Consider the following 23,279-nt stretch of genomic DNA (forward strand, 5'->3'; position numbering starts at 1 on the left):
CGGCAGCAAATATTTCCGTCTGACGCGAGCTAGCCGACCACCCCGGCTGCTGCGAGAACAGCCAGCGTGAGAATGTCGGGTGCAAGGGCAGTCATGGGAGCGATCTGTACCGGCTTTTCCATGCCGACCATCATCGGCCCGATCATCGTCTCTCCCGCGAGCTCACGCAGCAGCTTGGCCGACAGGTTGGCCGATTGAAGGCCCGGCATGATCAGGACGTTGGCGGGGGCCGACAGGCGGCTGAACGGATAAAGCTCCATCACTTTCGGGTTGAGCGCGGCGTCGGGCGCAAGTTCGCCTTCGTATTCGAAGTTGGGCTTCTCGGCGTCCAGGATCGCGACTGCATCGCGGATGTTGCCGAGCCATTGCCCCGGCGGATTGCCGAAGGTCGAGTATGACAGGAACGCCACTCGCGGTTCGTGGCCAAGTCGCCGTGCGACCGCCGCTGTCTCGCGCGCTATATGGGCCAATTGCTCGGCAGAAGGACGTTCGTTGATCGTGGTGTCGGCAAGGAAGACGGTCGAATTCTTGCCGATCATCAGGTGGACGCCGAAAGGAACCGCGCCCTTCTTGGCGTCGAGCACCAGGCTCACCTCGCGCATCGACTGGGCAAACGTGCGCGTGATGCCCGATATCATCGCGTCCCCATGGCCGAGGGCAACCAGCAACGCGGCGAAGACGTTGCGTTCCTGGTTGACCAGCCGGCGCACGTCGCGCTCGGTCCGGCCCCGCCGCTGGAGCCGCTGGTAAAGGTAATCCACCATCTGCGGCACCAGCGCGCTGTCGGCCGAATTCTGGATTTCGAACCCGCCCGGATCGCTCGCGCCCAGCATGTGCAGCTTGTCGACCACCGCCTTGGTGCGGCCGACGAGGATCGGGGTTCCGTAGCCGAAGTCGCGAAACTGGATCGCCGCCCGCAGGACCACGTCCTCCTCCGCCTCGGCGAAGACGACCCGCTTGGGGCTGGCCTTGGCGTCCTCATACACCCGGGTCAGCACGGCGGTGGTCGGGTTGAGGCGTGATTTGAGACCAAGTCTGTAGGCCGCGAAGTCCTCGATCGGCGCCTTTGCCACGCCGGTATCCATCGCCGCTTTCGCGACTGCCGAAGAGACCACTTCCATCAGCCGCGGATCGAACGGAGCCGGGATGATGTAATCGGTTCCGAACTTGTGATTGACGCCGTAAGCGGCCGCGACTTCATCGGGCACCCGCTCGCGCGCGAGGCTGGCGATCGCATGGGCAGCGGCGATCTTCATTTCCTCGTTGATCGCGGTCGCCTGCACGTCGAGCGCGCCGCGAAAAATGAAGGGAAACCCCAGGACGTTATTGACCTGATTGGGATGATCGGAACGTCCGGTGGCGATGATCGCGTCCGGACGCACTGCCTTCGCGTCCTCGGGCGTGATCTCGGGGTCGGGATTGGCCATCGCGAAGATGATCGGCTTGTCGGCCATCCGCTTGACCCATTCGGGCTTCAGCGCACCCGCGGCTGACAGGCCGAGGAACACGTCGGCGCCGACCAGGGCCTCTTCCAGCGAGCGCGCCTCCGTCTCCACCGCATGTGCGCTCTTCCACTGGTCCACCCCGTCGCGGCCGGGATAGATCGGGCCCTTGCGGTCGCAGACTATGACGTTCTCGTGCGGGACGCCCACCGACTTGATCAGCGCGGTGCATGCGAGCGCCGAGGCGCCGGCGCCGTTGACCACCATCCGCACGTCCTTGAGTTCCCGGCCGGTAAGATAGCAGGCATTGATGAGACCGGCGGTGGCGATGATCGCGGTGCCGTGCTGGTCGTCGTGCATGACCGGAATGTTCATGCGTTCGCGGAGCGCCTGCTCGATGATGAAGCACTCGGGCGCGGCGATGTCTTCGAGGTTGATGCCTCCGAAGCTGGGCTCCATCAGCGCAACCGCCTCGATGAACTTGTCGGGATCTTCGGTGGCGAGTTCGATATCGATGGCGTCGACATCGGCGAAGCGTTTGAAGAGCACGGCCTTGCCCTCCATCACCGGCTTCGAAGCCAGCGCCCCCAGGTTGCCCATGCCAAGGATCGCCGTGCCGTTGGAGATCACCGCCACCAGGTTCGAGCGCGCAGTATACCTGGCCGCATTCGCCGGGTCGTCGGCAATCGCCTGCACGGGTGCGGCGACGCCGGGGGAATAGGCGAGGCTGAGGTCCCGCTGGGTTGCCATCGGCTTGCTGGCGATGATCTCGATCTTACCGGGACGGATCGTCTCATGGTAAAACAGCGCCTCGCGCGCGGTGAAGGCGGTGGGCTTCTCGTTGGCCAATTGGCACCCTTTCTGTTCGCTTGCACGGGCGCCGTAACGGAACTCGGCGCGGTGCAACAGGGGAAAGCGGGATTGCGCGCCGTTCCGAATCACGCCGCCCCCGTCTAGGCGTCGGGCGTGGCCGGCAGCGCAACTCCGATGATGGCGCAATACCTCGCGCTCAAGGCGCAGGCCGAAGGCTGCCTGCTGTTCTATCGCATGGGCGATTTCTTCGAGCTGTTCTTCGATGACGCGCGGATCGCGGCTTCGGTTCTCGACATCGCGCTGACCAGCCGCGGAGAGCATGACGGGGCGCCCATCCCGATGTGCGGCGTGCCCGTCCATTCGGCCGAAGGTTACCTCGCCCGGCTTATCCGCGCAGGCCAGCGGGTCGCGATTGCCGAGCAGGTGGAAACGCCCGAGGAGGCGAAGAAGCGCGGCGGGTCCAAGGCACTTGTGGCCCGCGACATCGTTCGCTTCGTCACCGCCGGTACCCTTACAGAGGATGCGCTGCTCGAGCCGCGCCGCGCCAATGTCCTGGCCGCAGTGTGCGAGCTTCGCGGCGTGTGCGGCATTGCCCATGTCGACATCTCAACCGGGTACATGGAACTGGAAGAATGTCCGGCGCACGATGTTACAGCCGCCCTTGCCCGGCTTGACGCGCGCGAGGTGGTCGTCCCCGAGGACTGGCTGGAAGCGCCGACGGACGCGATTGCCCGTCCCCGGGCCGGCTTTTCGAGCGATGGAGGAGGGGAGGACCTTCGCCGCATCCACGGGGTGGCCACGCTCGACGGTTTCGGGAGCTTCGGCCGGGCGATGCTCGCGGCGGCGGGCGGCCTCATCGCATATCTCGAACATGTCGGCCGCGGCACCATGCCTCTGCTCTTGCCGCCGGTGCCGCGTGAATGCGGCGATACGCTGGCGATGGATGCCGCCACTCGGTCCAGTCTCGAAATCATCGAGAGCAGCCAGGGCGGCCGGGCAGGCTCGTTGATCGATGCGGTCGATCGCTGCGTCACCGGCGCCGGTGCGCGCCAGCTTGCCGAAGACCTCTCGGCGCCGCTGACCCGGAAGGAGCTGATCGACGAGCGCCTCGCGCTGGTTGCCTGGCTGCACGACGATGCGATCCTGCGGGGCGATATCAGAAGTGCGCTGCGAGCCTTGCCTGACATCGGCCGCGCTTTGGGACGCATAGCCGCGGGGCGCGGGAGCCCGCGCGATCTCGGGCAGGTGCGCGACGGCCTGGAACAGGCGCGGGCCCTCCGCGACCGCTTACCGGGCTCGGCGGACCGGCCAGCGTTGCTCGATCGGCTGTTGCCGGCTCTCGGCGGACACGGAGCGTTGACCGATCTCCTCGGCCGCGCGCTGGTTCCCCAGCCGCCCACCGAACGCGGCCAGGGCGGCTTCATCGCAGAAGGGTACGATGCCGCGCTGGACGATTTGCGGCGCACTTCCGGAAGCGCGCGCCGGGCGATCGCCGCTCTGGAGGCGCGCTACCGGGTCGAAACCGGCGTTGCGGCGCTCAAGATCCGCCACAACGGCGTGCTCGGCTATTTCATCGAGGTGCCGGCCCGCCACGCCGACGCGCTCATGACGCCGGACAGCGGATTCACGCATCGTCAGACCATGGCGGGCGCAGTTCGTTTCAATTCGCTCGGCCTGCATGAAGAAGCAGGCCGCATCGCAGAGGCTGGCGGTCACGCTCTCGCGGCCGAGGAAGCGCATTTCGAGGAACTGGTCGAAGCCGTTATGGCGGCGCGCATGGCGATAGCAGCGACGGCTGCAGCACTCGCGCGCATCGACGTTGCTGCCGGCCAGGCCGAGCGGGCGGTCGAAGGTGGCTGGACACGCCCCCGGATCGTACTTGAATCCGTGCTCCAGGTGCAGGCCGGCCGCCATCCGGTGGTTGAGGCCGCGCTCATGGCAAATCGACGGAGCGGCGGAGCGGAGCGTTTCGTGGCAAACGACTGCATGCTGGCCGCTAACGATCGGCTGTGGCTTATCGGCGGGCCCAACATGGGCGGCAAGTCCACCTTCCTGAGGCAGAATGCGCTCATCGTGCTGCTCGCGCAGGCGGGTGGGTTCGTGCCCGCGGCAAGCGCCGTTATCGGGCTCACCGACCGCCTTTTCAGCCGGGTGGGGGCGAGCGACAACCTGGCCCGGGGGCGTTCCACCTTCATGGTCGAAATGGTGGAGACGGCGGCGATCCTGTCGCAGGCGACCGATCGTTCCTTCGTCATCCTGGACGAGGTGGGACGGGGAACCTCGACCTACGACGGACTCGCCCTCGCCTGGGCGGTTGTCGAAGCGGTTCACGAGACTAACCGGTGCCGGTGCCTGTTCGCCACCCATTATCACGAGCTAACCCGTCTCGCCGAAAGCTGCGACGCATTGTCGCTGCACCATGTCCGGGCACGCGAATGGAAAGGGGACCTCGTCCTGTTGCACGAGCTGGCGCCCGGGCCGGCGGACCGAAGCTATGGCATCGCCGTCGCCCGTCTGGCGGGTCTTCCACCCAAGGTCATCTCCCGTGCAAAGGCAGTGCTCGACAAGCTCGAAAAGGGGCGAGCGCAGACCGGGGGGCTTGCCGCGGGCCTTGGTGACTTGCCGTTGTTCGCCGCCGCAGCGGAAGCGGAGGAAGCGCAGTGCGATATCTTGCGCGACCGGCTGCAGGCGCTTGACGTCGATGCCCTTTCACCGCGCGAGGCGCTCGAAACGCTGTACGAACTCAAGCGCGAAGCAGGCTCAAGCGAGGCTTAACCATTCCCGGCTATGCTTGGCCGATGCGCGGATATATGTTTCGCAATCGCTGGGCGGCCTTGCTGTTCGTGGGCCTTACGCTCGCGAGCGTGACGACGCTCATCGGCACCGGCAACGGCGATGGCGCCATCGACAAGGCTACCGACCAGATCGCCCGCCAGAAAGCGGAAGCGGACCGACTGACCGGCTCATCTCAGGCGCCGAAATTGCCTGAAGCTACTACCAGCATCGAGGCGCCCTTCGCCGCGGACGAGGACCTGATCGACCCGGCAACCGGATACGATCCCACTCCGCCCGAGGAAATGCCAGCGGTCGATCCTGGCGATCCGCAGGACATTGCGGACCAGGTGGTCATCGTTTCCCGCGACGAGACGGGCGAGGCTGCGGCGCAAGCGCCCCAGTCTACTGCGGAACAGCCCGGGCAATAGTCTTCAGGAACCGTCGGAGGGCAGATCCGGATCGGGATTACGTTCGGCCCCGTAGAGGTCCTCGTTGTCGTCCATGTTCTCTTCGCCCTGGTAGGCGCTCATGTCGATTCTGCCCGAACTTTCCATGTCGCGCATGTGATCGACCAGATCCTGCACATCGCCGCCGCCGACTTTCACGCTCGAGGTAGGGTCTCCCTTGCGCAATGACTGTGCCTGGTCGGCGACTGTCTGCGCCTGAGCCTGCTCGTCATCCTGTTCGGAATTGTGAGCTTCGGGGGCAAGGTTGGGGTCGGTGGCCATCGAGGTGTTCTCCTTTGCCCGATCAACCCGCGCCGTAACGCGCCGTTCCCGGGTTCCTATCGAGTAGGAACGGGCGCCTCGCCCGAGTAGTCGTAGAATCCCTTGCCAGTCTTTCGGCCGAGCCAGCCAGCCTCGACATAGCGCATCAGCAAGGGCGCCGGGCGGTACTTGCTGTCCCCGGTGGTGGTGTAGAGCACCCGCACGATGTCGAGGCAGGTGTCGAGCCCGATGAAGTCGGCCAGCTCCAGCGGGCCCATCGGATGGTTGAGGCCGATCCGGCAACCCTTGTCGATGTCCTCGATGCTGGCAGTGCCCTGCCCGAGCACGAAGGCCGCCTCATTGAGCATCGGTATCAGGATGCGGTTGACCACGAACCCCGGCTCGTCCTGCACTTCGACCACTTCCTTACCGAGAGCCTTGGCCAGCGCGCGGGTGCGCGCAATCGTGTCGGGCGAGGTAGCCAGGCCCGGAATGACCTCGATCAGCCCCATCACGGGCACAGGGTTGAAGAAGTGAAGCCCGATGAACCGCGCCGGGTCGGGCGACCAGTTGGCCATGCGGGTGATCGGGATCGAGCTGGTGTTGCTGGCCATGATCGCGTCGCCGGCCAGAACTTTGCCAACCGACTGGAAGATCGCCTGCTTGATCGCCTCGTTCTCGGTGGCCGCCTCGATCACGAAGCGCGCCCCGGCCATCGGCGCCAGGTCGCCGACGGGCCGGATGCGGGCAAGCGCCGCATCCGCCTCGGCGGCTTCGATCTTGCCGCGACCGACCAGCCGGACGAGCGCCTTGTCGATATTCGCCTTGCCCCGTCCGGCCGCGGGCAGGTCGATGTCCGACAGCAGGACGTCGAACCCGTGCTGGGCGAGGGTCTGGGCGATGCCCGAACCCATCTGACCTGCGCCGATGACCCCGATTGTCTCCATGCCCTGTTTCCCTTCGCAACTGCAGCAAAGGCGGGTTAGCGAGAGCGGGCAGCTTTGGCTAGCTGCGGTTGGCTCCGGGAATCCATCTCACGTCGGTGCGTCCTTCGTCATTGAGCAGGCGGGCAAGCTGGAAGAGGTAATCCGAGAGCCGGTTGATGAATGCGAGTGCTGCGGGATTGACCGGCTCGTCACTGGCAAGCGCCGTCATCGCTCTCTCGGCTCGCCGGACGGCGGCTCTCGCCACATGCACCCGCGCCGCGCCCTCGCTACCCCCCGGAAGGACGAAGCTGGTGAGCGGCGCCAGGACTTCCCCGGCCTGGTCGATCCGTTCCTCGAGCCAGGTCACCTGCTCGGGTATTATCCGCAAGACCATTTCGGATGGCGTGAAATCGTCTCCCGGAGTGGCGATATCGGCGCCGAGGTCGAACAGGTCGTTCTGGATCCGCATCGCGAAATCGCGCAGCGGCCCGTCCAGTTCGACGATCGCCAGGCCAAGCGCCGAATTGGCCTCATCCACCGCGCCGATCGCCTCGATCCGCGCCGAATTCTTTGGACGGCGGGTGCCGTCCACCAAGCCCGTGGTGCCGGCATCGCCGGTGCGGGTGTAGATCTTGTTGAGCTTGACCATGCAGTTCGGCGATCAGGCTCGCGGCGTGGTCAGCGCGCAATCATCATGATCAGCGCCACGACGACGATCGCCAGGGCCTGGTACTTGATGCGGTTGAACATCATCCGGTTCTGGAGGAGCTGCATGTCCTTTTGCCGCTCGCCGCCCGCGTCGATCTCCGCCCGGTGCGATTGCAGGAATGCGACGATCCCGCGCACCAGCGAGTAAACGACGAGCGCCATGAGCACGACGAGGACGATGGCAAGGAATGTGGTCATGCCCCGTAATCTAGGGAGCCGCCCAGCGAAATGCCAGTGGGGAAGCGATGCATCCGCAGGGCGTGGGCAAGAGCGTGGCCGTCGTCGCCCCGAGCCCGTCGTTCGGCCAGCCCGAAGCCCGCTTCACCCGAGCCGCGCCGTTTGGCCAGCTTGCGAAAGCCGCCCCCGTTTTCGCCTGGCTCGACCAGCAACGGATGGTGATGCCAGGTTGGAACGGGCAGGCCGAGCAGGGCCTGCAGCAGCCGATGCACGTGGGTCGCATCAAACAAGTCCTGCCCCCGGGTCACAAGGGTGACGCCATCGGCCGCATCGTCAAGCGTGGCCGCCAGGTGGTAGCTTGCGGGCGCATCCTTGCGCATGAGAACAACGTCTCCCAGCAATTCGGGCTGCGCGTGCTGCAACCCGGCGAGCTCGTCCGTCCAGGTGAGCGGGCCAGCCAGCGCCATCGCCCGCGCAACGTCGAGCCGCCACGCCGCACCCGCCGGAACGCCGGTCCGGTTGCGGCAGGTACCTGGATAGATCGGCCCTTCCGGCCCCGCCTCGATCGAGGCGGCCGCGATCTCTGCCCGGGTACAATTGCAGGGGTATAGCAGGCCCATCGCCCGCAGCCGGTCCGCCGCATCGCGGTAAGCCGGGAGCCGGTCCGACTGGGGCAGAACGTCCTCCCACTCGAGCCCCAACCATTTGAGGTCGGCACGGAATTCGCCCGCCAATTCCGGGCGGCTGCGCGCACCGTCGATATCCTCGATCCTCAGCATGAACCGGCCGTCCCTCGCCCGCGCCAGGTCGTGCGCGACGATCGCGGAAAACGCGTGACCAAGGTGCAGCGGGCCGTTGGGGCTGGGGGCGAAGCGGGTCGTTTCCACCAATCTCTTGCCGTTCGCAGAAGGCTTGGGGGTCGCGATCGTTGTGGATGGCGTGCTTGTCACAGGGTTGACGCACAAATGGGCAAATGCTTGCCTGTGGTCAATCGGAGGGCACCGCGCACGTGTTCAATGCCGAACTCATCGAGCGGACCGCCCGCTTCCGCCTTGCCGAGGACGATCCCTCGCGCGCGCTGGAGAGCTGCCCGGCGCTGGTGCTCAACGCGGATTACACCCCCCTCTCCTATTATCCGCTGAGCCTGTGGCCATGGCAGACCGCGATCAAGGCGGTGTTCCTGGAACGGGTGGACATAGTCGCCAGCTACGAACGCTGCGTGCATTCGCCCAACCTCGACATGCAGATCCCCAGCGTGATCGCGCTGCGGCAATACGTTCGCCCAAGCGAGTTTCCCGCCTTCACCCGCTTCAACCTGTTCCTGCGCGACCGGTTCGCCTGCCAGTATTGCGGGTGCGAGAAGGATCTGACGTTCGATCATGTCATCCCGCGCCGTCTCGGCGGCCGGACGACGTGGGAGAACATCATCACCGCGTGCGCCCCCTGCAACCTGAAGAAAGGCGGCCGGACGCCCGCCCAGGCGCATATGCACCCCGCCGTGCGGCCGATCCGCCCGACCAGCTGGCAGCTTCACCAGCACGGCAAGGCGTTTCCGCCCAACTACCTCCATGAAACCTGGCGCGACTGGCTCTACTGGGACATCGAGCTCGAGGCCTGAGGCAGCGCGTGGACCGCCGACCGGGGGTCGTTTAAAAACTTGGACGCCCTGGGTTCGTGCGTATTTCCAATAACTTGCAGGAAATCCGCTCGTCTCGGTCCTCACCTTCGGGATTCGCAGGAATGCGGAGCGGAAACCGGCCATGAGGGCGACATTTCCACGCCGTGCCCCTTGTAGGACAGCTGAAATTGCCAATGAGCGGTATCTCCGCCGGCGGCTAGATCGCCGTCCGCACGCTCAGTAGCTCGGGAAAGAACACCTGCTTGAGCACGCTCTCGAGGTACGGCACCCCCGCCGTTCCCCCGGTTCCGCGCTTGAAGCCGATGATCCGCTCGACCGTCTTCAGGTGGCCGAAGCGCCAGCGCTGGAAGTGATATTCGAGATCGACCAGCTTTTCCGCGAGCTCATAGAGATCCCAGTGCGCTTCCGGATCGCGGTAGATCTCGGCCCAGGCCGCTTCGACCGCCGGCGAGGCCTGCCACGGCCCGGCGTGCTCGCGCTCGATCACCTCTGACGGGATCGCGAAGCCACGCCGCGCCAAGAGTCGCACCGTTTCGTCATAGAGGCTGGGACGGCTGAGTTCGGCGCGCAGAGCCGTCGCCACTTCAGGTGTCGCCTCGTGAACGGTGACCATGTCGGGGTTGCGCCCGCCAAGGAGGAACTCCATCAGCCGGTACTGCGCGCTCTGGAACCCGCTGGAGCTGGCGAGGTGCGGACGGATCAGCGAATAATCCGCCGGGGTCATGGTCGAGAGCACGTCCCAGGAGGAAATAAGCTGGCCCTGTGCGCGGGCGACGCGGGCGAGCATCTTGAATGCCGGCCGCAGGTCGTCGGCGGCGATTTCCGTTCGGGCCGCGCTCAGTTCGTGCAGGCACAGCTTGAGCCACAGCTCGCTCGCCTGGTGGATGATGATGAACAGCATCTCGTCATGCGCGCCCGAGGCGGGATGCTGGGCCGAAAGGATCCGGCCCAGATCGAGATAGCTGGAATATGTGACTTCACTCGCCATCCGCGCCGTCTAGGCGAAAGGACTGGCACAGGAAACCACTGCTCAGAGAGCCGCCTTCACGAAATCCGCACAGCGTTCGCCGATCATGATGCTGGGCGCGTTGGTGTTGCCCGACACCAGCCGCGGCATGATCGATGCGTCGGCCACCCAGAGACCATCGACACTCCGGGCCTTGAGGGTGGGATCGACCACGCTATCCGCATCACCCCCCATCCGGCAGGTGCCCACCGGGTGATAGACGGTGTCCGCGCGGCTGCGGATCAGGTCGTCGAGTGCATCGTCGTCATTTAGGTCGATCGGGTAGCGGTCCTTCGGCGCATAGTCCGACAAGGGCGGCGATTCGACAATGCGGTGCGACAGGCGCACGCCCGCGCGAAGCACGGCCATGTCCCGATCATCGTCGAGGAAGTTTGGATCGATCACGGGCGCGTCACTCGGAAGGGCGCTGCCCAGGCGAACGGTGCCGCGGCTTTCCGGCCGCAGCACGCAGGCATGGAGCGAGAAGCCGTGCCCCTTCACTTTCTCGCGTCCGTGATTTTCGAGCATCGCCGGGACGAAGTGCCACTGCACGTCAGGCGCGGGCGAATCCGGCATGACCGTCCAGAAGCCGCCGGCTTCAGCGAAGGGAGTGGTCATGATCCCGGTGCGCCGCCGCCGATGCTCGGCGATCGCCCTGACCATGCGCCAGGTGCCTGCCAGGCTGGAACCGAAGAAGTCGGTGCTCGCCGTCTCCCAGCTCGAAACGTAGTCCGGATGATCCTGCAGGTCGCTACCGACCGCCGGGACATCGGCGACAACCTCGATACCGTGCTCCTTGAGATGCGCGGCGGGGCCAATGCCGCTGAGCATCAGGACCTGCGGGCTGCCGAAGGCGCCTGCGCTGACGATCACGCCGCCGCGCGCCCGCAGCGTTTCGCGGCCCCGCCCGCTCATCACCTGCACGCCGGTCACCCGGCCATCCTCGATCACCAGCTTCTCGACCAGGGTTCCGGTGCGAATGGAGAAGTTGGGCTTGCCGCGCAGGGGCTCGACGTAGGCGCGCGCTGCCGACCAGCGCTCCCCCTTGTACTGGGTTACCTGGTAGAGGCCGAAGCCTGACTGCTTCGCGCCGTTGAAATCGTCGTTGACCGGCAACTGCAGCGCGGCCGCACTCTCGACGAAGGCCCGGCTGCCCGGATTCGGCCAGCGCTGGTCGGACACGTGCAGAGGACCCTTCCCGCCGTGGAAGTCGTTCGCTCCCCGCTCGTTGTCTTCGGAGCGGCGGAAGTAGGGCAACACGTCTTCATACGACCAGCCGGTGCACCCCAGCTCCGCCCAGTTGTCGTAATCCCATTGGTTGCCGCGAATGTAGACCATCGCGTTGATGGCGCTCGACCCGCCCAGGCCCCGGCCGCGCGGCTGATAGCCGGTGCGTCCCTTCAGCCCGGCCTGCGGTACGGTCTCGAAGCGGTAGTTCGATCCCCGCGGGATGAACGGCATGAATCCTGGGGTCTTGACCCGGACCGTGTCATTGCTCCCGCCCGTCTCAAGCAGGCACACCGTGCGCTTGCCATCTTCGGCGAGCCGTCCGGCCGCAGCGCTTCCCCCGCTGCCGCCGCCGATCACGATGATATCGAATTCCTGCATTTGCCCTCTCCTTGCAGGAGAAGGGTTAGGCAGCCTCGCGCGGCTCGGCAATCGGGTTTTCTGCCGCAACCGATTTCCGGCGCCCTTCCCAGCGGGCGCGGATCATCCCGCTGGTCTCGCGGCTGCCGTCGTGGCTCCAGCCAGGTTCGCGCAGGAGGTACGACAGCTTGTGCCGCCAGGGAGCCGCGCGCACGTCCCGCGCGATGGCGATCCATTCGTGAAAAACGCTGTGGAGAAGGTTGAAGGTGCCCAGCTGCCTGACGATGCCGTAACGTATCCGCTCGTCATCGCACTCCGGCTCGAAAGTGCCGAACAACCTGTCCCACACGATGAAGACGCCGGCATAGTTGCGGTCGAGGTATCGCGGATTCGTCGCGTGATGGACCCGGTGGTGCGAGGGCGTGTTCATCACCGCTTCGAACCAGCGCGGCATTCGCCCGATCGCTTCTGTGTGAATCCAGAACTGGTAGATGAGATTGAAGCCGCCGCAGATGGCGATCATCACCGGATGAAAGCCGAGCAGGACCAGCGGCAGCTTGAAAGCGAAACCGAGGGTCAGGAATCCCGTCCAGGTTTGCCGGAGGGCGGTCGACAGGTTGTAGTGCTGGCTCGAGTGGTGGTTCACGTGGCTGGCCCAGAACCACCGCACCCGGTGGCCGAACCGGTGGATCCAGTAATAAGCCAGATCGTCCAGCACGAAGCAGACGGGCCAGGTCCACCATTGCCAGCCGATATCGAACAGGCGGAACTGCCAGGCCCACAGGAACAGAGCGAGGAAAACACCCCCCGTGAGCAAGCCGGCAACCGTGCTGCCGAGCCCGAAGGCGAGGCTGGTGAGCGTATCGCGAGGCTCGTATGCTTCGCGCCGCATCTTCCTGGCCCAGAGCATCTCGATTAGCACGAGCAGCACGAAGCCGGGCACTGCGTATTCGGTTGGCGAGAAATCGGGCATCGCCATGACCTTATAACCGCCGCAGGCTCGCGGCCCAAGCCGGAGCTTTGTCGCCGAGGTCGAGGATCACCGTCCCGAAGCGCGTTTCCCCGGTGCCCACCGCCAGGAGATTGCGGTCCAGCCGCACGTGCAGATGGCTGTCCAACAGGCGCGAGGCGAAGTGCGAACCGTGCCGCCGCAGCAGCATCACCCGGCCCTGCGCGTCGCGGGCGAGCGCGCCTATTCCGGAACGGTCGATGGCGACGTCCACCGGCTCGAAACCGCATAGCGCTTCTTCCGCCAGCTCGCGCAAGTGGTACTCGTCACGAATGCGGGTGTCGCCGCCGAGGCCGAGCCGGTGCGCGGCCCACGCCAGCGCGAGGATCGCGAGCAGGGAGCCCCCGAACTGGAGCAACTGCCCGGTCATCATCGTCCGGCGGCGAGCGCGTCCATGGCCGGCCGCACCGGGGAGACGTCATAACCCGCTGCCGCGGCGGCGGCGGCCAATTCATCCGGGTCGTCCCCCAGGCTGGCGCGCGCCAGGGCCCAGAGCAGGGTCGACCGCGTGCCGGACCGGCAGTAGCCGAGAACCTGGCCATCCCGGGCGCTCAAAGCTTCGGCAAGGCGCGATACCTGGGGGTGACTGAAACCTGCGCCGCTGACCGGTATCGCCATGTAGTCGATCCCCGCAGCCCGCGCCGCAGCTTCGATTTCCGACCCCGGGGCCTGATCCGCGCTTTCGCCCTCGGGGCGGTTGTTGACGATCAGGGTCACCCCTTGCGCCTTCGCTTCCGCCAGGTCGGCGACGGTGATCTGCGGACTGGCAAGCATAGTGTCGGACAGGCGCCTGAACTGGCTCATGCGTTCTTCCTCCGCTGACGGCGCTGCCGCTGGACGATATTGAGCAATTCGACACCGACCGAAAAGCCCATCGCCGCGTAGATATAGCCTTTGGGCACATGAAAGCCGAAGCCGTCGGCAATGAGAACCAGCCCGATCATCACCAGGAATGCGAGAGCGAGCATGACCAGCGTGGGGTTATGCTCGATGAAGCGAGCCAGCGGGTCCGCGGCAACCATCATGATGCCGACCGTGATCACCACCGCGGCGACCATGATCGGCACTTCGTCGGTCATGCCTACCGCTGTGAGGATTGAATCGACGGAGAACACCAGGTCGATCGCGATGATCTGGGCGATCACTGCACCGAACGCGGCCTTCGCCGCATCCGCCGCCCCTGGCGTCTTGTCGAGCAGGTCGCCCGAGTCGTCTTCCGGCTCCATCGAATGGTGGATTTCCTTGGTCGCCTTCCACAACAGGAACAGGCCGCCGGCGAGCAGGATCAGGTCCCGCCCCGAAAACGCGGTTTCGAAAGCCGGCTCGCCGTGGTTTGTGGCAGACCCCGCGAGCCCAAGGTCGAAGATCGGCTGAGTGAGCGTCACGAGCCAGCCGATCAGCATGAGCAGGCCGATCCTCATCACCAGGGCAAGGGCCAGGCCGATCCGGCGGGCCTTGCTCTGCAAGTGCTCGGGCAGCTTGTTCGACAGGATCGCAATGAAAATGAGATTGTCGACACCGAGCACCACTTCGAGCGCGATGAGCGTGAACAAGGCAAGCCAGGCTGCCGGGTCCGAAACGAGTGCCATCAGGTCCATGGGGATCCAATGCCCACAGTAAAGCGGGCAAGCAAGCTCCTCTGATCTGTCCAAAATGGCACAATCATGCGCCTTGACCGGTAGGCTTGTTAAATCATTCGCACAGGAACGAGTCTTGCGCTATGAAAGCGGCCCAATCGACGGGGTTCGGCCGCGCAAGCGTTTGCCCGCCCCGTCCCGGTGCGCCCCGTCCGCGCTCCCGGGAGAGGCGAAACGGACGGCGAGGCAGGCGAAGGTACGATCTAAGGTATGGGTTACGATAAAGGGCGTCGGCGCGGCAAGGACAAGCGCGACGGTTTCGGCGAAGACAGCTTCGATCCCTTCGGCGGCGGCGGCGGCGATTTCGCTCCCCGCGAGAGTTTTGGCGGCGGAGACCGCTACGGCGGCGGGGGCGGCTACGGCGGCAATCGCGGTGGCGGCTATAGTGGCGGCGGCGGCGGCGGCCGTCCGGGCGGCTTCGGTGGCGGCGGTGGCGGCGGAGGCGGAGGCTTCAACCGCATGCCTCCCCAGGTTGTCGGTACCGGCAAGGGCACCGTCAAGTTCTTCAACAGCCAGAAAGGCTTCGGCTTCATCGCCCAGGAAGGCGGCGGCGAGGACGTGTTCGTGCACATCAGTGCGGTCGAACGCGCGGGCCTTGCCGGGCTTGGCGAAGGGCAGGAACTGGCCTTCAACCTGGTCGATCGCGGCGGCAAGGTGTCCGCGCAGGATCTCCAGATCGTCGGCGACGTGGTTCCGGTCACGGGCGGTGGCGAACGGCCCCCGCGCGATGGCGATCGCGGCGGTTTCGGCGGCGGCGCTGGTGCTCCACGCCGCGAGCTGACGGGCGAGAAGGCGACCGGCACGGTCAAGTTCTTCAACTCGATGAAGGGCTTCGGCTTCCTGGTCCGCGACGATGGCCAGCCGGATGCGTTCGTGCACATCAGCGCGGTCGAGCGTTCGGGCCTGAGCGGCCTCAACGAAGGCGAAAAATACGAATTCGACCTCGAGGTCGATCGGCGTGGCAAGCACTCGGCGGTCAACCTGGTGCCTGTCCAGGGCTGAGTCGTCGGCGGTTCCCGGTTGTTTGACCGGGTGGCCGCACAATACTAGACGGTGCGCAACGGCGGCCTTCCTTGCTCAGGCTGGGAGGCCGCCGTTGTCGTTTACATCCACCTGATCCAGCCGAGGTTCCGCCATGTCGATCACGCCGCTTATGCCCGTCTATCCCCGGTGCGGTGTGCGGCCGGTCCGAGGCGAGCATTGCCACCTGATTGACGAGGACGGCACCAGATACCTCGATTTTGCCAGCGGCATCGCGGTCAACCTGCTCGGCCACAGTCACGAAGGCCTGATAGGCGCGATCCAGCGGCAGGCGGCGACCCTGATGCATGTGTCCAACCTGTACGGCAGCCCGCAGGGAGAAGCGCTGGCGCAGCGTCTGGTCGACCTCACTTTCGCAGATACCGTGTTCTTCACCAACTCGGGCGCCGAAGCGGTCGAGTGCGCGATCAAGACTGCTCGCTCCTACCACCAGCATGTCGGGAACGAGGACAAGTACGAACTGATCACGTTCAAGAACGCGTTCCATGGCCGCACCATGGCGACGATCAGCGCCTCCAATCAGGATAAGATGCACAAGGGCTTCATGCCCCTGCTCGCCGGGTTCAAATATGCCGAGTTCGACGATCTGGAGAGCGCGCGGGCCCTGATGGGGCCAAACACTGCCGGCTTCCTTGTGGAGCCGATCCAGGGCGAAGGCGGGATTCGGCCGGCCTCCGAGGCTTTCATGCAGGGGCTGCGCAATCTCGCCGACGAGAACGACCTGATGCTGGTGCTTGATGAAGTGCAGTGCGGCGTCGCGCGCACCGGCACGTTCTATGCCTACGAGCAGTATGGCATCGAGCCCGACATTCTTGCCACGGCAAAGGGCATCGGCGGCGGCTTCCCGCTCGGTGCCTGCCTCGCGACGGAAAAGGCCGCGCGCGGCATGGTCATCGGTGCCCACGGCTCGACTTACGGCGGCAACCCCCTCGCCATGGCTGCCGGTTCGGCGGTGCTCGACGCTGTCGCCAACGACGAGTTCCTGGCGCAAGTGCGTAAGAAGGGCGAACGCCTGCGCAGCCGGCTCGAGCAATTCATCGGCAACTATCCCGAACTGTTCGATTGCGTCCGCGGGCGCGGGCTGATGCTGGGCTTGCGCATGAAGACCGAGAGCCGGCCGTTCTACGCGCACCTGCGCGACAAGCATCACCTGTTGACGGTCGCGGCGGGCGACAACACGCTGCGCATCCTGCCACCGCTGGTCGCCGGTGATGCCGAGTTCGACGAATTCTTCGACAAGTTGTCGGCGGGCGCGGCCGATTACCAGCCGGCGGAAGCAGCCTGATGGAAACCTGCGGCGGCACTGGCTCCGCGCCGCGTCACTTCCTCGACCTGCGCGATGCGGGATCGGAAGCGCTGCGCGCGATGCTGGCCGATGCGCACACGCGAAAGGCAGGGCGCGCCGGGTGGCCCAAAGGCAAGGCGGATGCGGATGCGCCGCTAGCGGGTCACGTGCTGGCGATGATCTTCGAAAAGAATTCGACACGCACGCGAGTGAGCTTCGACATGGCCATGCGGCAGCTCGGCGGATCGGCACTGGTCATGGATGCCGGCTCCACCCAGCTCGGACGCGGCGAATCGCTGGCCGATACGGCGCGCGTCCTGAGCCGGATGGTCGACGCAATCATGATCCGCACCGACGACCACGGCAAGATCGAGGAGCTGGCGCGTCACGCGTCCGTGCCGGTAATCAACGGCCTGACCGACCGGTCCCATCCGTGCCAGATCGTCGCCGACTTGTTGACGATCGAGGAGGGCGGCAAGCCGCTGAAAGGGCTTGAGCTTGCCTGGCTGGGGGATGGCAACAACGTCCTCAACTCGATTCTCGAGGCCGCCGGCCTGCTTGGCTTCAATGTCCGCGTCGGTACTGCGCGCGGTTATGAGCCGGCCGCCGCTTTCGTCGATCAGGCCCGGGCAGCTGGATCGACGGTCACGCTGACGCACGACGCGGCCACTGCCGTCCGCGATGCCGACGTCGTCGTCACCGACACCTGGATTTCGATGGGCCAGGACCATGCCGCCGAAAAGATGGCCGCCATGATGCCGTATCAGGTCAATGCCGACCTCATGTCACTCGCCAGGCCGGACGCCCGCTTTCTCCACTGCTTGCCTGCCCATGTGGGCGAGGAGGTCAGCGAAGAAGTGTTCGAAAGCCCGGCTTCGGTGGTTTTCGATGAAGCCGAGAACCGTATTCACGCGCAAAAGTCGGTGCTGCTCTGGAGCTTCGGCGCCATCTGAAGCATGCGATTGCGCTGCGCCGTGGCAACCCCATATGGCGCGCGATGAACCATCCGCTAGAAACCTATTCCGATCGACTTCTTGGCTTTTCGATCCCGTCACGTCATGCGCGCGGCCGCGCCGTGCGCCTGGACGGGGCGATCCATGAGATTCTTTCCGCCCATTCCTATCCGCCGGCGATCACTCATCTGCTCGCTGAGGCACTCGTCCTCACCACGCTGATCGGCGGTCTTCTGAAAGAGGATTCCGACCAATTAACGTTGCAAGCCCAGACCGAAGGCGGTGTGGTGCGCCTTCTGGTGTGCGACTGGCGGGGAGGCGAGCTTCGCGGCTACGTCGATTTCGACGCTGATCGCCTTGCCGCACTCGGCGCCAATCCTTCGCTGTTCGCGCTGTTTGGCAAAGGGTATCTCGCAATGACGTTCGATCTCTCGGGCGGGCGCGGCCGCTATCAGGGGATCGTCCCTCTCGAAGGCGAGTCGCTCGCCGAGGCATGCGAAAGCTATTTCACCCAGTCGGAACAGCTGCCCACCCTGATCCGGACCGCCGTGAGATCGGGTGGTGCCGGCACCGTCGCAGGTGGAATCCTGCTCCAGCACCTCGCCGAAGGCGAGGAAGGCCGCGAGCGTCTTCACGTCCGCATGGACCATCCCGAATGGGAGCACGTGGCTATCCTTGCCGGGAGTACGCGCCATGAAGAACTTGTCGGCTACGAGCTGTCGCTGGAGGCACTCATCTGGCGCCTGTTTCACGAGGAACGCGAAGTGCGCGTTGAGCCCGGTCCCGCTGTCAGACGCGGGTGTCGCTGCTCGATCGAGCATTATCAGGCCGTCCTGGACCGTTTCCCGGAAGACGAGCGGGTCGCCATGCGCAATGAAGACGGGCTCATCGTGGTCGACTGCGCATTTTGCTCCCGGGAATTCGCCATTGCGAGCTAACGCTTCATCCCGCGAACGGAACAGTTTATCGTGCAGTGCATTTATGCTAGAACGTGGCCAGGTCGACTTCGCGGGCGCACGCTGGAGTTTTCACACATGCGACTGAAGAAGCTTGCCGGCAAGCGGCCGGCGCGCATTGCCGCTGGTTTCATCGCGATGGGGCTGCTCAGTCCGGTGGCTGCGCAGGCCCCCTCGTTGGCGATGTTGGGGACGCTGGACGACGGCCAGTGGGAAGTCCGCCCGCGTGACGGTGGCTCGGTGCGGCGCCTCTGCGTACGCTCGGGAATGGAACTCATCCAGTTGCAGCACGGGAACAGCAACTGCAGCCGCTTCGTCGTCGAGGACGCGGCCAATGCGGTCACTGTTCAGTATACCTGCCGGGGGAATGGCTATGGCCGCACCAGCATCCGGCGGGAAACGACCAATCTCGTCCAGATCGACAGCCAGGGGATCGCCGGGGGCCTTCCCTTCCAGTTTTCCGCCGAAGCGCGCCGGGTGGGAGCGTGCCGCTGACACGATTGCCGCGCGGCTCCTGAACGCCTAGCGCGTTCGGATGGTCGCCGAACCCAAGATCGCCGTCGTACTGCTTTCGGGCGGGCTCGATTCCATGGTCGTCGCGGCAATTGCGCGCGAGCAAGGGTTTACGGTGCACGCGCTCACGGTCGACTACGGACAGCGGCATCGCTGCGAGCTGGAAGCGGCGCGCGCGATCGTTGAGGCGCAAGGGATCGCACATCACGTGGTGCTCCCGCTCGACCTGCGCGCATTCGGCGGCTCCGCGCTTACGGCGGACATTCCGGTGCCGAAATACGATGGTGGCGCGGGAATTCCCGTGACCTACGTCCCGGCGCGAAACCTGGTGTTCCTTGCCCTGACGGTCGCCTTCGCCGAGTCCGCGGGCGCGCACGATGTATTCATCGGGGTGAACGCGCTCGATTATTCGGGCTATCCTGATTGCCGACCGGAATTCATTGCCAGTTTCGCAGAGACGGCGCGGCTCGGCACGCGCGAAGGGGTCGAGGGCCGAGGGTTCCGGATCCATGCCCCGCTTCAGTATCTGAGCAAGGCGGATATAGCGCGCGAAGCAGTCCGCCTGGGTCTCGATACCGGGCTTTCCTGGTCCTGCTACGACCCAACGCCGGACGGACGCGCGTGCGGTGTGTGCGACAGTTGTGCGCTCCGGCGAAAGGGCTTCGCGGACGCGGGCTTGATGGATAGGGTGGATTATGCCGGCGCATGACCGGTTGGTGCTGGGAGAGACCTGTTGACTGAACTGAGCGGGTCCGACCCCGTCGCAACGCCGGAGGCACGCGTGCCGGCGTACAGCTGGTACGTTCTGGGCGTCCTTGTGCTGGTCTACATCCTCAACTTCATCGATCGGCAGATCGTCAGCATCCTGGCGGTCGATATCAAGGCCGACTTGAATCTGACTGACAGCGACATGGGCTTTCTTGGGGGAGCCGCATTTGCGGTCTTTTACGCGCTGTTCGGTATCCCCCTTGGGCGGCTGGCCGATAACTGGAACAGGGTGCGATTGTTGACGGTGGGGCTGGCGATCTGGTCGGTCATGACTGCGTTGTCCGGGCTGGCGCGGAACCAGGTTTCACTGTCGCTTGCCCGGATGGGCGTCGGCGTCGGAGAGGCGACCGCATCTCCCACTGCCTATTCACTCATTTCCGATTATTTTCCCAAGCGCCAGAGGGCGACCGCGATCGCAATCTACTCGTCGGGCTTGTACCTCGGGGGGGGCGTCTCCCTGTTTATCGGCGCTCTCATCGTTAAAGGCTGGAACAGCGCTTATCCAGACGGAGGCCCATTCGGACTGGTCGGCTGGCAAGCCGCCTTTCTTGTCGTGGGCATCCCGGGTCTCCTGCTCGCCCTGTGGGTTGCAACTCTTCGTGAGCCCGTGCGCGGAGCCATGGACGGGGCCCCGGCCGCACCGCGAAGCCCGAATCCGCTTCGCGCCTTCTTCTCCGATCTTTCTACGATCGTCCCGCCGTTCACCCTCATCGGTGCGTGGCAGCGCGGTCCTGCCGCTCTTGCGATCAACGTGGCTGTTGCCGCTGCAGTGATGGCCTTCACCTGGGCCATGATCCGCGTGACGGGAAACGTGCCGCAATGGTCCGCGGTCGGCTTGGGATATTACGCCGTGTTTTCCTGGGCCTCCACCTTGCGGGCGCGTGATCCGGCGACTTATCGGCTGATCTGGGGCACGCCGGCCTTCATCTGCACAACGCTCGGCTACGGGCTGGTGTCCCTCGCCGCCTACGCCTTGGCGTTCTGGTCGGCTCCTTACGCAGAAACCGTTCTCCGCCTCCCGAAACAGGAGTTGGCATTCATCCTTGGGGCCAACGGCGCACTGTCCGGTTTTCTCGGAGTGATTATCGGCGGTCGTCTGGCTGACTGGCTGCGGGCGCGTGACCCGGCTGGCCGAATACTCGTCATCATTTTCGGAGTGGTCGCACCGATCATCCCGATCTGGATTGGCTACACGACCGAGAATAGTACCCTGTTCTACGCCATGAATTTCCTCGCCGGGATGTTCGGAGCGACCGCCTTGGGCGCCGCAGCCGCGACTACCCAGGACCTCGTCCTGCCACCGATGCGGGGAACGGCCACCGCTGCGTTCTTCCTCGGCACCACGTTGGTCGGGCTTTCTTTCGGCCCGTACATGGTCGGTCTCATTTCGGACCTCTCGGGGACGGTGACGAACGGTAAGCTCGTCGGCGACTTGAGGACGGGCATCCTGTCGCTAATCGCGGTCGCACCGGTGGCTCTTGCGCTGCTGATCTACGCCTACCGCGCGCTGCCAGATGCCGAAGCATCCGTCGCGCAGCGCGCGGCTGGAGAGCGCTAGCCGCTGGTCAGAACTCCGCACGCTATCCGCGCGCCAGAGTTTCCTGAAGGATCGGTGCGATAATCGTCCGCATCGGCGTGAAGGACGATCGCCGTTCCGTCACGGTCGAACAGCCATTCCTGTACCTGTTCGGGTGTGCCCTGGAGTTCGGCCGTCAGCGCCCCGCTGCCGCCGGGCTGGACAACTAAGTTGGGCAGGTCGCCTTCATGCTTGCCGTCGGGCGCCAGAGAACCGTGACGCTTGCCAAGCGGATTTAGATGTCCGCCTGCCGTGGTGAAATCCGGGCCATTGCACTGCCCGGTCGTATGGAGGTGAATGCCGTGGGGCCCCGGCGCCACGCCGGTGACGCCGATTGCCAGCGTAACCGAATCGCCCATAGCCACCAGTTGCGCTGTTCCTGCGGGCTGCCCGTTCGCCAGCGTCAGGGAAGCGGCGCCAAGGCGCTGCGCAGGCAACTGGGAAACCGTGCTGCAACTGGCGAGAGCAGCGCATGAACCAGCAAGAAGTGCGGCAGCTAGTCTGAGGTGCATGACAGGTTTCCTCGTCGAGAAATGGAACGTCGCATAATTCAAAAAAAAGGGGCCGGATTTCTCCGGCCCCTCCATCGTGTATCGGCTGAGGCCGAAGCTTAGTAGCCCGAACCCGGACCGTAGGTGATTTCCACCCGGCGGTTCTGGAGTTCGCGTACGCCGTCGGCGGTCGGAACGCGCGGCTGCGTTTCGCCGAACGCTTCCGTCGAGATCCGGGTGTCCGGAATGCCGCGGGCGGTCATGTAGGAACGCACCGCATCGGCACGACGCTGCGAAAGACCGACGTTGTACTGGGCCGAACCCGAACGGTCCGCGTGGCCGGCAAGCATGACGGCCGCAGCACCGCAGTTGGCATAAGCCGACGCTGCGTTGTTGAGGATGGTCGCAGCTTCCGGAGTGATGTCCGAACGATCCCACTCGAAGAAGACGATGTACGGACCCTTGTTGCACTGGACAACCGGAGCCGGCGGCGGCGGCGGCGGCGGCGGCGGCACCGGACGAGCCGGGCAAGTCGCATCCATCGGCAGCTGCGTGCCGTCCCAGCAGGTCTGCATCGGAGCAGGCGCACCGCCGAAGTTGAAGGCGATGGTGCCGAGCAGCGAATGCGAACGCCACTTGCCGTTCACGTCGCGGCCGACGGTGTCGACCAGGTCGAGCGTGTCGGTGTTGAAGAAGCGATACTTCAGGCCAACATCGATGTTGTCGGTAAGCGGGGCGCGCACACCGGCGAGCAGCTGCCAGGCGAAACCGCTGTCGGAATCGTCCAGGAAGCCGGGGCCCGCGGTGTTCACCGTCACGCCGTCGAACTTGGTGCGGGCAACACCTACACCGCCGCCGACGAAGCCCTGGAGGCCATCATCGGGACCGAAGTCGGCCAATGCGTTGACCATGAAGCTGAGGACGCTGGCATCGCCGATCGCATCGTAAGTGTCGTTGCGAGCGAAGAAACCGGTGCGCGAAGTGACACCGGCCGAGCCGACCTGGATCTGGTCGAGGTCGGCAGCGCGATAGCTGCCTTCCGCCTCAAGGCGGATGAAGCCGAAATCGTAACCCACGATACCACCGAAGTCGTATCCGTAGTGGGTGTCGACGATGACATCGTTAGGCGCATTCGGAAGGTCGAATTCGATATCTTCGACAATCATCGGACCGCCGTCGAGTTCAACGTACCACGCGCCGTCGCGGGCGAGGACAGGCGATGCAATGGCCGTGGAGGCCAGCGCCATGCCAATGACGAGTTTCCGCATTA

24 protein-coding genes are annotated in these 23,279 nt (G+C 65.1%); 10 read left to right on the plus strand and 14 right to left on the minus strand.

Translation table 11 applies throughout. The annotated features are described in order from the left end of the window. Positions 1-29: 29 nt before the first annotated feature. A complete protein-coding gene (locus IEW58_RS11000) occupies positions 30-2,291 on the minus strand; it encodes an NADP-dependent malic enzyme (protein ID WP_188645158.1) in 2,262 nt (753 codons plus the stop codon). Between the two features lie 138 nt (positions 2,292-2,429). Here IEW58_RS11000 and mutS point away from each other — a divergent pair, with 138 nt between their 5' ends. Together mutS and IEW58_RS11010 are read left to right on the plus strand one after the other, a co-directional pair. After that, the gene (mutS, locus tag IEW58_RS11005; RefSeq protein WP_188645782.1) at positions 2,430-5,030 is read left to right on the plus strand and encodes a DNA mismatch repair protein MutS; all 2,601 of its coding nucleotides are present in this window, start codon (positions 2,430-2,432) and stop codon (positions 5,028-5,030) included. Between the two features lie 23 nt (positions 5,031-5,053). Next, positions 5,054-5,458, plus strand: coding sequence for a hypothetical protein (locus tag IEW58_RS11010; protein ID WP_188645159.1), 405 nt, complete (start codon positions 5,054-5,056; stop codon positions 5,456-5,458). Between the two features lie 3 nt (positions 5,459-5,461). Here IEW58_RS11010 and IEW58_RS11015 read toward each other — a convergent pair whose 3' ends face one another. The 5 genes from IEW58_RS11015 to gluQRS are packed head-to-tail and all read right to left on the minus strand — an operon-like array spanning position 5,462 to position 8,435. Beyond that, positions 5,462-5,758, minus strand: a complete 297-nt coding sequence (locus tag IEW58_RS11015) for a hypothetical protein (RefSeq protein WP_188645160.1) — start codon at positions 5,756-5,758, stop codon at positions 5,462-5,464. Between the two features lie 56 nt (positions 5,759-5,814). Then, on the minus strand, positions 5,815-6,684 hold the full coding sequence (locus IEW58_RS11020; RefSeq protein ID WP_188645161.1) for a 3-hydroxyacyl-CoA dehydrogenase family protein: 870 nt from the start codon (positions 6,682-6,684) through the stop codon (positions 5,815-5,817). Between the two features lie 58 nt (positions 6,685-6,742). Further along, complete coding sequence (locus IEW58_RS11025) at positions 6,743-7,312, minus strand: cob(I)yrinic acid a,c-diamide adenosyltransferase (protein ID WP_188645162.1); 570 nt, start codon at positions 7,310-7,312, stop codon at positions 6,743-6,745. A 29-nt stretch (positions 7,313-7,341) separates the two neighbouring features. Continuing rightward, positions 7,342-7,569 carry an HIG1 domain-containing protein gene (locus tag IEW58_RS11030; RefSeq protein WP_188645163.1) on the minus strand — a complete coding sequence of 76 codons (228 nt, stop codon included), beginning with the start codon at positions 7,567-7,569 and terminating at the stop codon, positions 7,342-7,344. Then, positions 7,566-8,435 (minus strand): tRNA glutamyl-Q(34) synthetase GluQRS, encoded by an 870-nt coding sequence (gene gluQRS / locus IEW58_RS11035; RefSeq protein WP_188645164.1) that lies wholly within the window; start codon positions 8,433-8,435, stop codon positions 7,566-7,568. The genes IEW58_RS11030 and gluQRS overlap by 4 nt, the downstream gene beginning before the upstream one ends. Positions 8,436-8,557: 122 nt before the next feature. Here gluQRS and IEW58_RS11040 point away from each other — a divergent pair, with 122 nt between their 5' ends. Continuing rightward, positions 8,558-9,166, plus strand: coding sequence for an HNH endonuclease (locus tag IEW58_RS11040; protein ID WP_229658553.1), 609 nt, complete (start codon positions 8,558-8,560; stop codon positions 9,164-9,166). Positions 9,167-9,383: 217 nt separating this feature from the next. Here the strand turns inward: IEW58_RS11040 and IEW58_RS11045 are convergent, their stop codons facing one another. Genes IEW58_RS11045 through IEW58_RS11070 form a run of 6 tightly spaced genes read right to left on the minus strand, consistent with a single transcriptional unit; the run spans position 9,384 to position 14,387 of the window. Beyond that, the gene (locus IEW58_RS11045) at positions 9,384-10,175 is read right to left on the minus strand and encodes a tryptophan 2,3-dioxygenase (protein ID WP_188645166.1); all 792 of its coding nucleotides are present in this window, start codon (positions 10,173-10,175) and stop codon (positions 9,384-9,386) included. A gap of 42 nt (positions 10,176-10,217) precedes the next feature. Next, positions 10,218-11,801: a GMC family oxidoreductase gene (locus IEW58_RS11050; protein WP_188645167.1), complete on the minus strand. Its 1,584-nt coding sequence runs from the start codon at positions 11,799-11,801 to the stop codon at positions 10,218-10,220. A gap of 25 nt (positions 11,802-11,826) precedes the next feature. Further along, positions 11,827-12,753, minus strand: coding sequence for a sterol desaturase family protein (locus IEW58_RS11055; protein WP_188645783.1), 927 nt, complete (start codon positions 12,751-12,753; stop codon positions 11,827-11,829). Between the two features lie 10 nt (positions 12,754-12,763). After that, positions 12,764-13,162 (minus strand): hypothetical protein, encoded by a 399-nt coding sequence (locus IEW58_RS11060; RefSeq protein WP_229658554.1) that lies wholly within the window; start codon positions 13,160-13,162, stop codon positions 12,764-12,766. After that, positions 13,159-13,593, minus strand: a complete 435-nt coding sequence (locus IEW58_RS11065) for a protein tyrosine phosphatase family protein (RefSeq protein ID WP_188645168.1) — start codon at positions 13,591-13,593, stop codon at positions 13,159-13,161. Before IEW58_RS11065 ends, IEW58_RS11060 begins: the two co-directional genes overlap by 4 nt. Further along, positions 13,590-14,387, minus strand: a complete 798-nt coding sequence (locus IEW58_RS11070) for a TerC family protein (protein WP_188645169.1) — start codon at positions 14,385-14,387, stop codon at positions 13,590-13,592. Before IEW58_RS11070 ends, IEW58_RS11065 begins: the two co-directional genes overlap by 4 nt. A 249-nt stretch (positions 14,388-14,636) precedes the next feature. On the opposite strand from IEW58_RS11070, the gene IEW58_RS14040 reads away from it, so the two are divergent. The 7 genes from IEW58_RS14040 to IEW58_RS11105 all read left to right on the plus strand — a co-directional run bounded on the left by IEW58_RS14040 (position 14,637) and on the right by IEW58_RS11105 (position 21,500). Further along, positions 14,637-15,428 carry a cold-shock protein gene (locus IEW58_RS14040; protein WP_188645170.1) on the plus strand — a complete coding sequence of 264 codons (792 nt, stop codon included), beginning with the start codon at positions 14,637-14,639 and terminating at the stop codon, positions 15,426-15,428. Between the two features lie 133 nt (positions 15,429-15,561). Next, a complete protein-coding gene (locus IEW58_RS11080) occupies positions 15,562-16,752 on the plus strand; it encodes an aspartate aminotransferase family protein (protein ID WP_188645171.1) in 1,191 nt (396 codons plus the stop codon). Beyond that, positions 16,752-17,705 carry an ornithine carbamoyltransferase gene (gene argF, locus IEW58_RS11085; protein ID WP_188645172.1) on the plus strand — a complete coding sequence of 318 codons (954 nt, stop codon included), beginning with the start codon at positions 16,752-16,754 and terminating at the stop codon, positions 17,703-17,705. The genes IEW58_RS11080 and argF overlap by 1 nt, the downstream gene beginning before the upstream one ends. A gap of 44 nt (positions 17,706-17,749) precedes the next feature. Then, positions 17,750-18,643 carry an Hsp33 family molecular chaperone HslO gene (gene hslO / locus IEW58_RS11090; RefSeq protein WP_188645173.1) on the plus strand — a complete coding sequence of 298 codons (894 nt, stop codon included), beginning with the start codon at positions 17,750-17,752 and terminating at the stop codon, positions 18,641-18,643. Positions 18,644-18,739: 96 nt separating this feature from the next. Next, complete coding sequence (locus tag IEW58_RS11095; RefSeq protein ID WP_229658555.1) at positions 18,740-19,156, plus strand: DUF3617 domain-containing protein; 417 nt, start codon at positions 18,740-18,742, stop codon at positions 19,154-19,156. 40 nt (positions 19,157-19,196) lie between these two features. Beyond that, positions 19,197-19,883, plus strand: coding sequence for a 7-cyano-7-deazaguanine synthase QueC (queC, locus tag IEW58_RS11100; RefSeq protein ID WP_188645174.1), 687 nt, complete (start codon positions 19,197-19,199; stop codon positions 19,881-19,883). Between the two features lie 21 nt (positions 19,884-19,904). Continuing rightward, the gene (locus tag IEW58_RS11105) at positions 19,905-21,500 is read left to right on the plus strand and encodes a spinster family MFS transporter (protein WP_444545769.1); all 1,596 of its coding nucleotides are present in this window, start codon (positions 19,905-19,907) and stop codon (positions 21,498-21,500) included. On the opposite strand, the gene IEW58_RS11110 is transcribed toward IEW58_RS11105, so the two are convergent. Then, positions 21,497-22,030, minus strand: a complete 534-nt coding sequence (locus IEW58_RS11110; protein ID WP_188645175.1) for a superoxide dismutase family protein — start codon at positions 22,028-22,030, stop codon at positions 21,497-21,499. The genes IEW58_RS11105 and IEW58_RS11110 overlap by 4 nt on opposite strands. Positions 22,031-22,128: 98 nt before the next feature. Continuing rightward, the gene (locus IEW58_RS11115; RefSeq protein ID WP_188645176.1) at positions 22,129-23,277 is read right to left on the minus strand and encodes an OmpA family protein; all 1,149 of its coding nucleotides are present in this window, start codon (positions 23,275-23,277) and stop codon (positions 22,129-22,131) included. Positions 23,278-23,279 lie beyond the last annotated feature (2 nt).

Source organism: Tsuneonella deserti (genome assembly GCF_014644315.1).
GTDB lineage: Bacteria > Pseudomonadota > Alphaproteobacteria > Sphingomonadales > Sphingomonadaceae > Tsuneonella > Tsuneonella deserti.

Coding starts and splice junctions, on each gene's coding strand:
- mutS (WP_188645782.1), top strand. CDS start 2,430: ATGATGGCGCAATACCTCGCGCTCAAGGCGCAGGCCGAAGGCTGCCTG.
- IEW58_RS11010 (WP_188645159.1), top strand. CDS start 5,054: ATGCGCGGATATATGTTTCGCAATCGCTGGGCGGCCTTGCTGTTCGTG.
- IEW58_RS11015 (WP_188645160.1), bottom strand. CDS start 5,758: ATGGCCACCGACCCCAACCTTGCCCCCGAAGCTCACAATTCCGAACAG.
- IEW58_RS11020 (WP_188645161.1), bottom strand. CDS start 6,684: ATGGAGACAATCGGGGTCATCGGCGCAGGTCAGATGGGTTCGGGCATC.
- IEW58_RS11025 (WP_188645162.1), bottom strand. CDS start 7,312: ATGGTCAAGCTCAACAAGATCTACACCCGCACCGGCGATGCCGGCACC.
- IEW58_RS11030 (WP_188645163.1), bottom strand. CDS start 7,569: ATGACCACATTCCTTGCCATCGTCCTCGTCGTGCTCATGGCGCTCGTC.
- IEW58_RS11045 (WP_188645166.1), bottom strand. CDS start 10,175: ATGGCGAGTGAAGTCACATATTCCAGCTATCTCGATCTGGGCCGGATC.
- IEW58_RS11050 (WP_188645167.1), bottom strand. CDS start 11,801: ATGCAGGAATTCGATATCATCGTGATCGGCGGCGGCAGCGGGGGAAGC.
- IEW58_RS11055 (WP_188645783.1), bottom strand. CDS start 12,753: ATGCCCGATTTCTCGCCAACCGAATACGCAGTGCCCGGCTTCGTGCTG.
- IEW58_RS11060 (WP_229658554.1), bottom strand. CDS start 13,162: ATGATGACCGGGCAGTTGCTCCAGTTCGGGGGCTCCCTGCTCGCGATC.
- IEW58_RS11065 (WP_188645168.1), bottom strand. CDS start 13,593: ATGAGCCAGTTCAGGCGCCTGTCCGACACTATGCTTGCCAGTCCGCAG.
- IEW58_RS11070 (WP_188645169.1), bottom strand. CDS start 14,387: ATGGACCTGATGGCACTCGTTTCGGACCCGGCAGCCTGGCTTGCCTTG.
- IEW58_RS14040 (WP_188645170.1), top strand. CDS start 14,637: ATGGGTTACGATAAAGGGCGTCGGCGCGGCAAGGACAAGCGCGACGGT.
- IEW58_RS11080 (WP_188645171.1), top strand. CDS start 15,562: ATGTCGATCACGCCGCTTATGCCCGTCTATCCCCGGTGCGGTGTGCGG.
- argF (WP_188645172.1), top strand. CDS start 16,752: ATGGAAACCTGCGGCGGCACTGGCTCCGCGCCGCGTCACTTCCTCGAC.
- hslO (WP_188645173.1), top strand. CDS start 17,750: ATGAACCATCCGCTAGAAACCTATTCCGATCGACTTCTTGGCTTTTCG.
- IEW58_RS11095 (WP_229658555.1), top strand. CDS start 18,740: ATGCGACTGAAGAAGCTTGCCGGCAAGCGGCCGGCGCGCATTGCCGCT.
- queC (WP_188645174.1), top strand. CDS start 19,197: ATGGTCGCCGAACCCAAGATCGCCGTCGTACTGCTTTCGGGCGGGCTC.
- IEW58_RS11110 (WP_188645175.1), bottom strand. CDS start 22,030: ATGCACCTCAGACTAGCTGCCGCACTTCTTGCTGGTTCATGCGCTGCT.
- IEW58_RS11115 (WP_188645176.1), bottom strand. CDS start 23,277: ATGCGGAAACTCGTCATTGGCATGGCGCTGGCCTCCACGGCCATTGCA.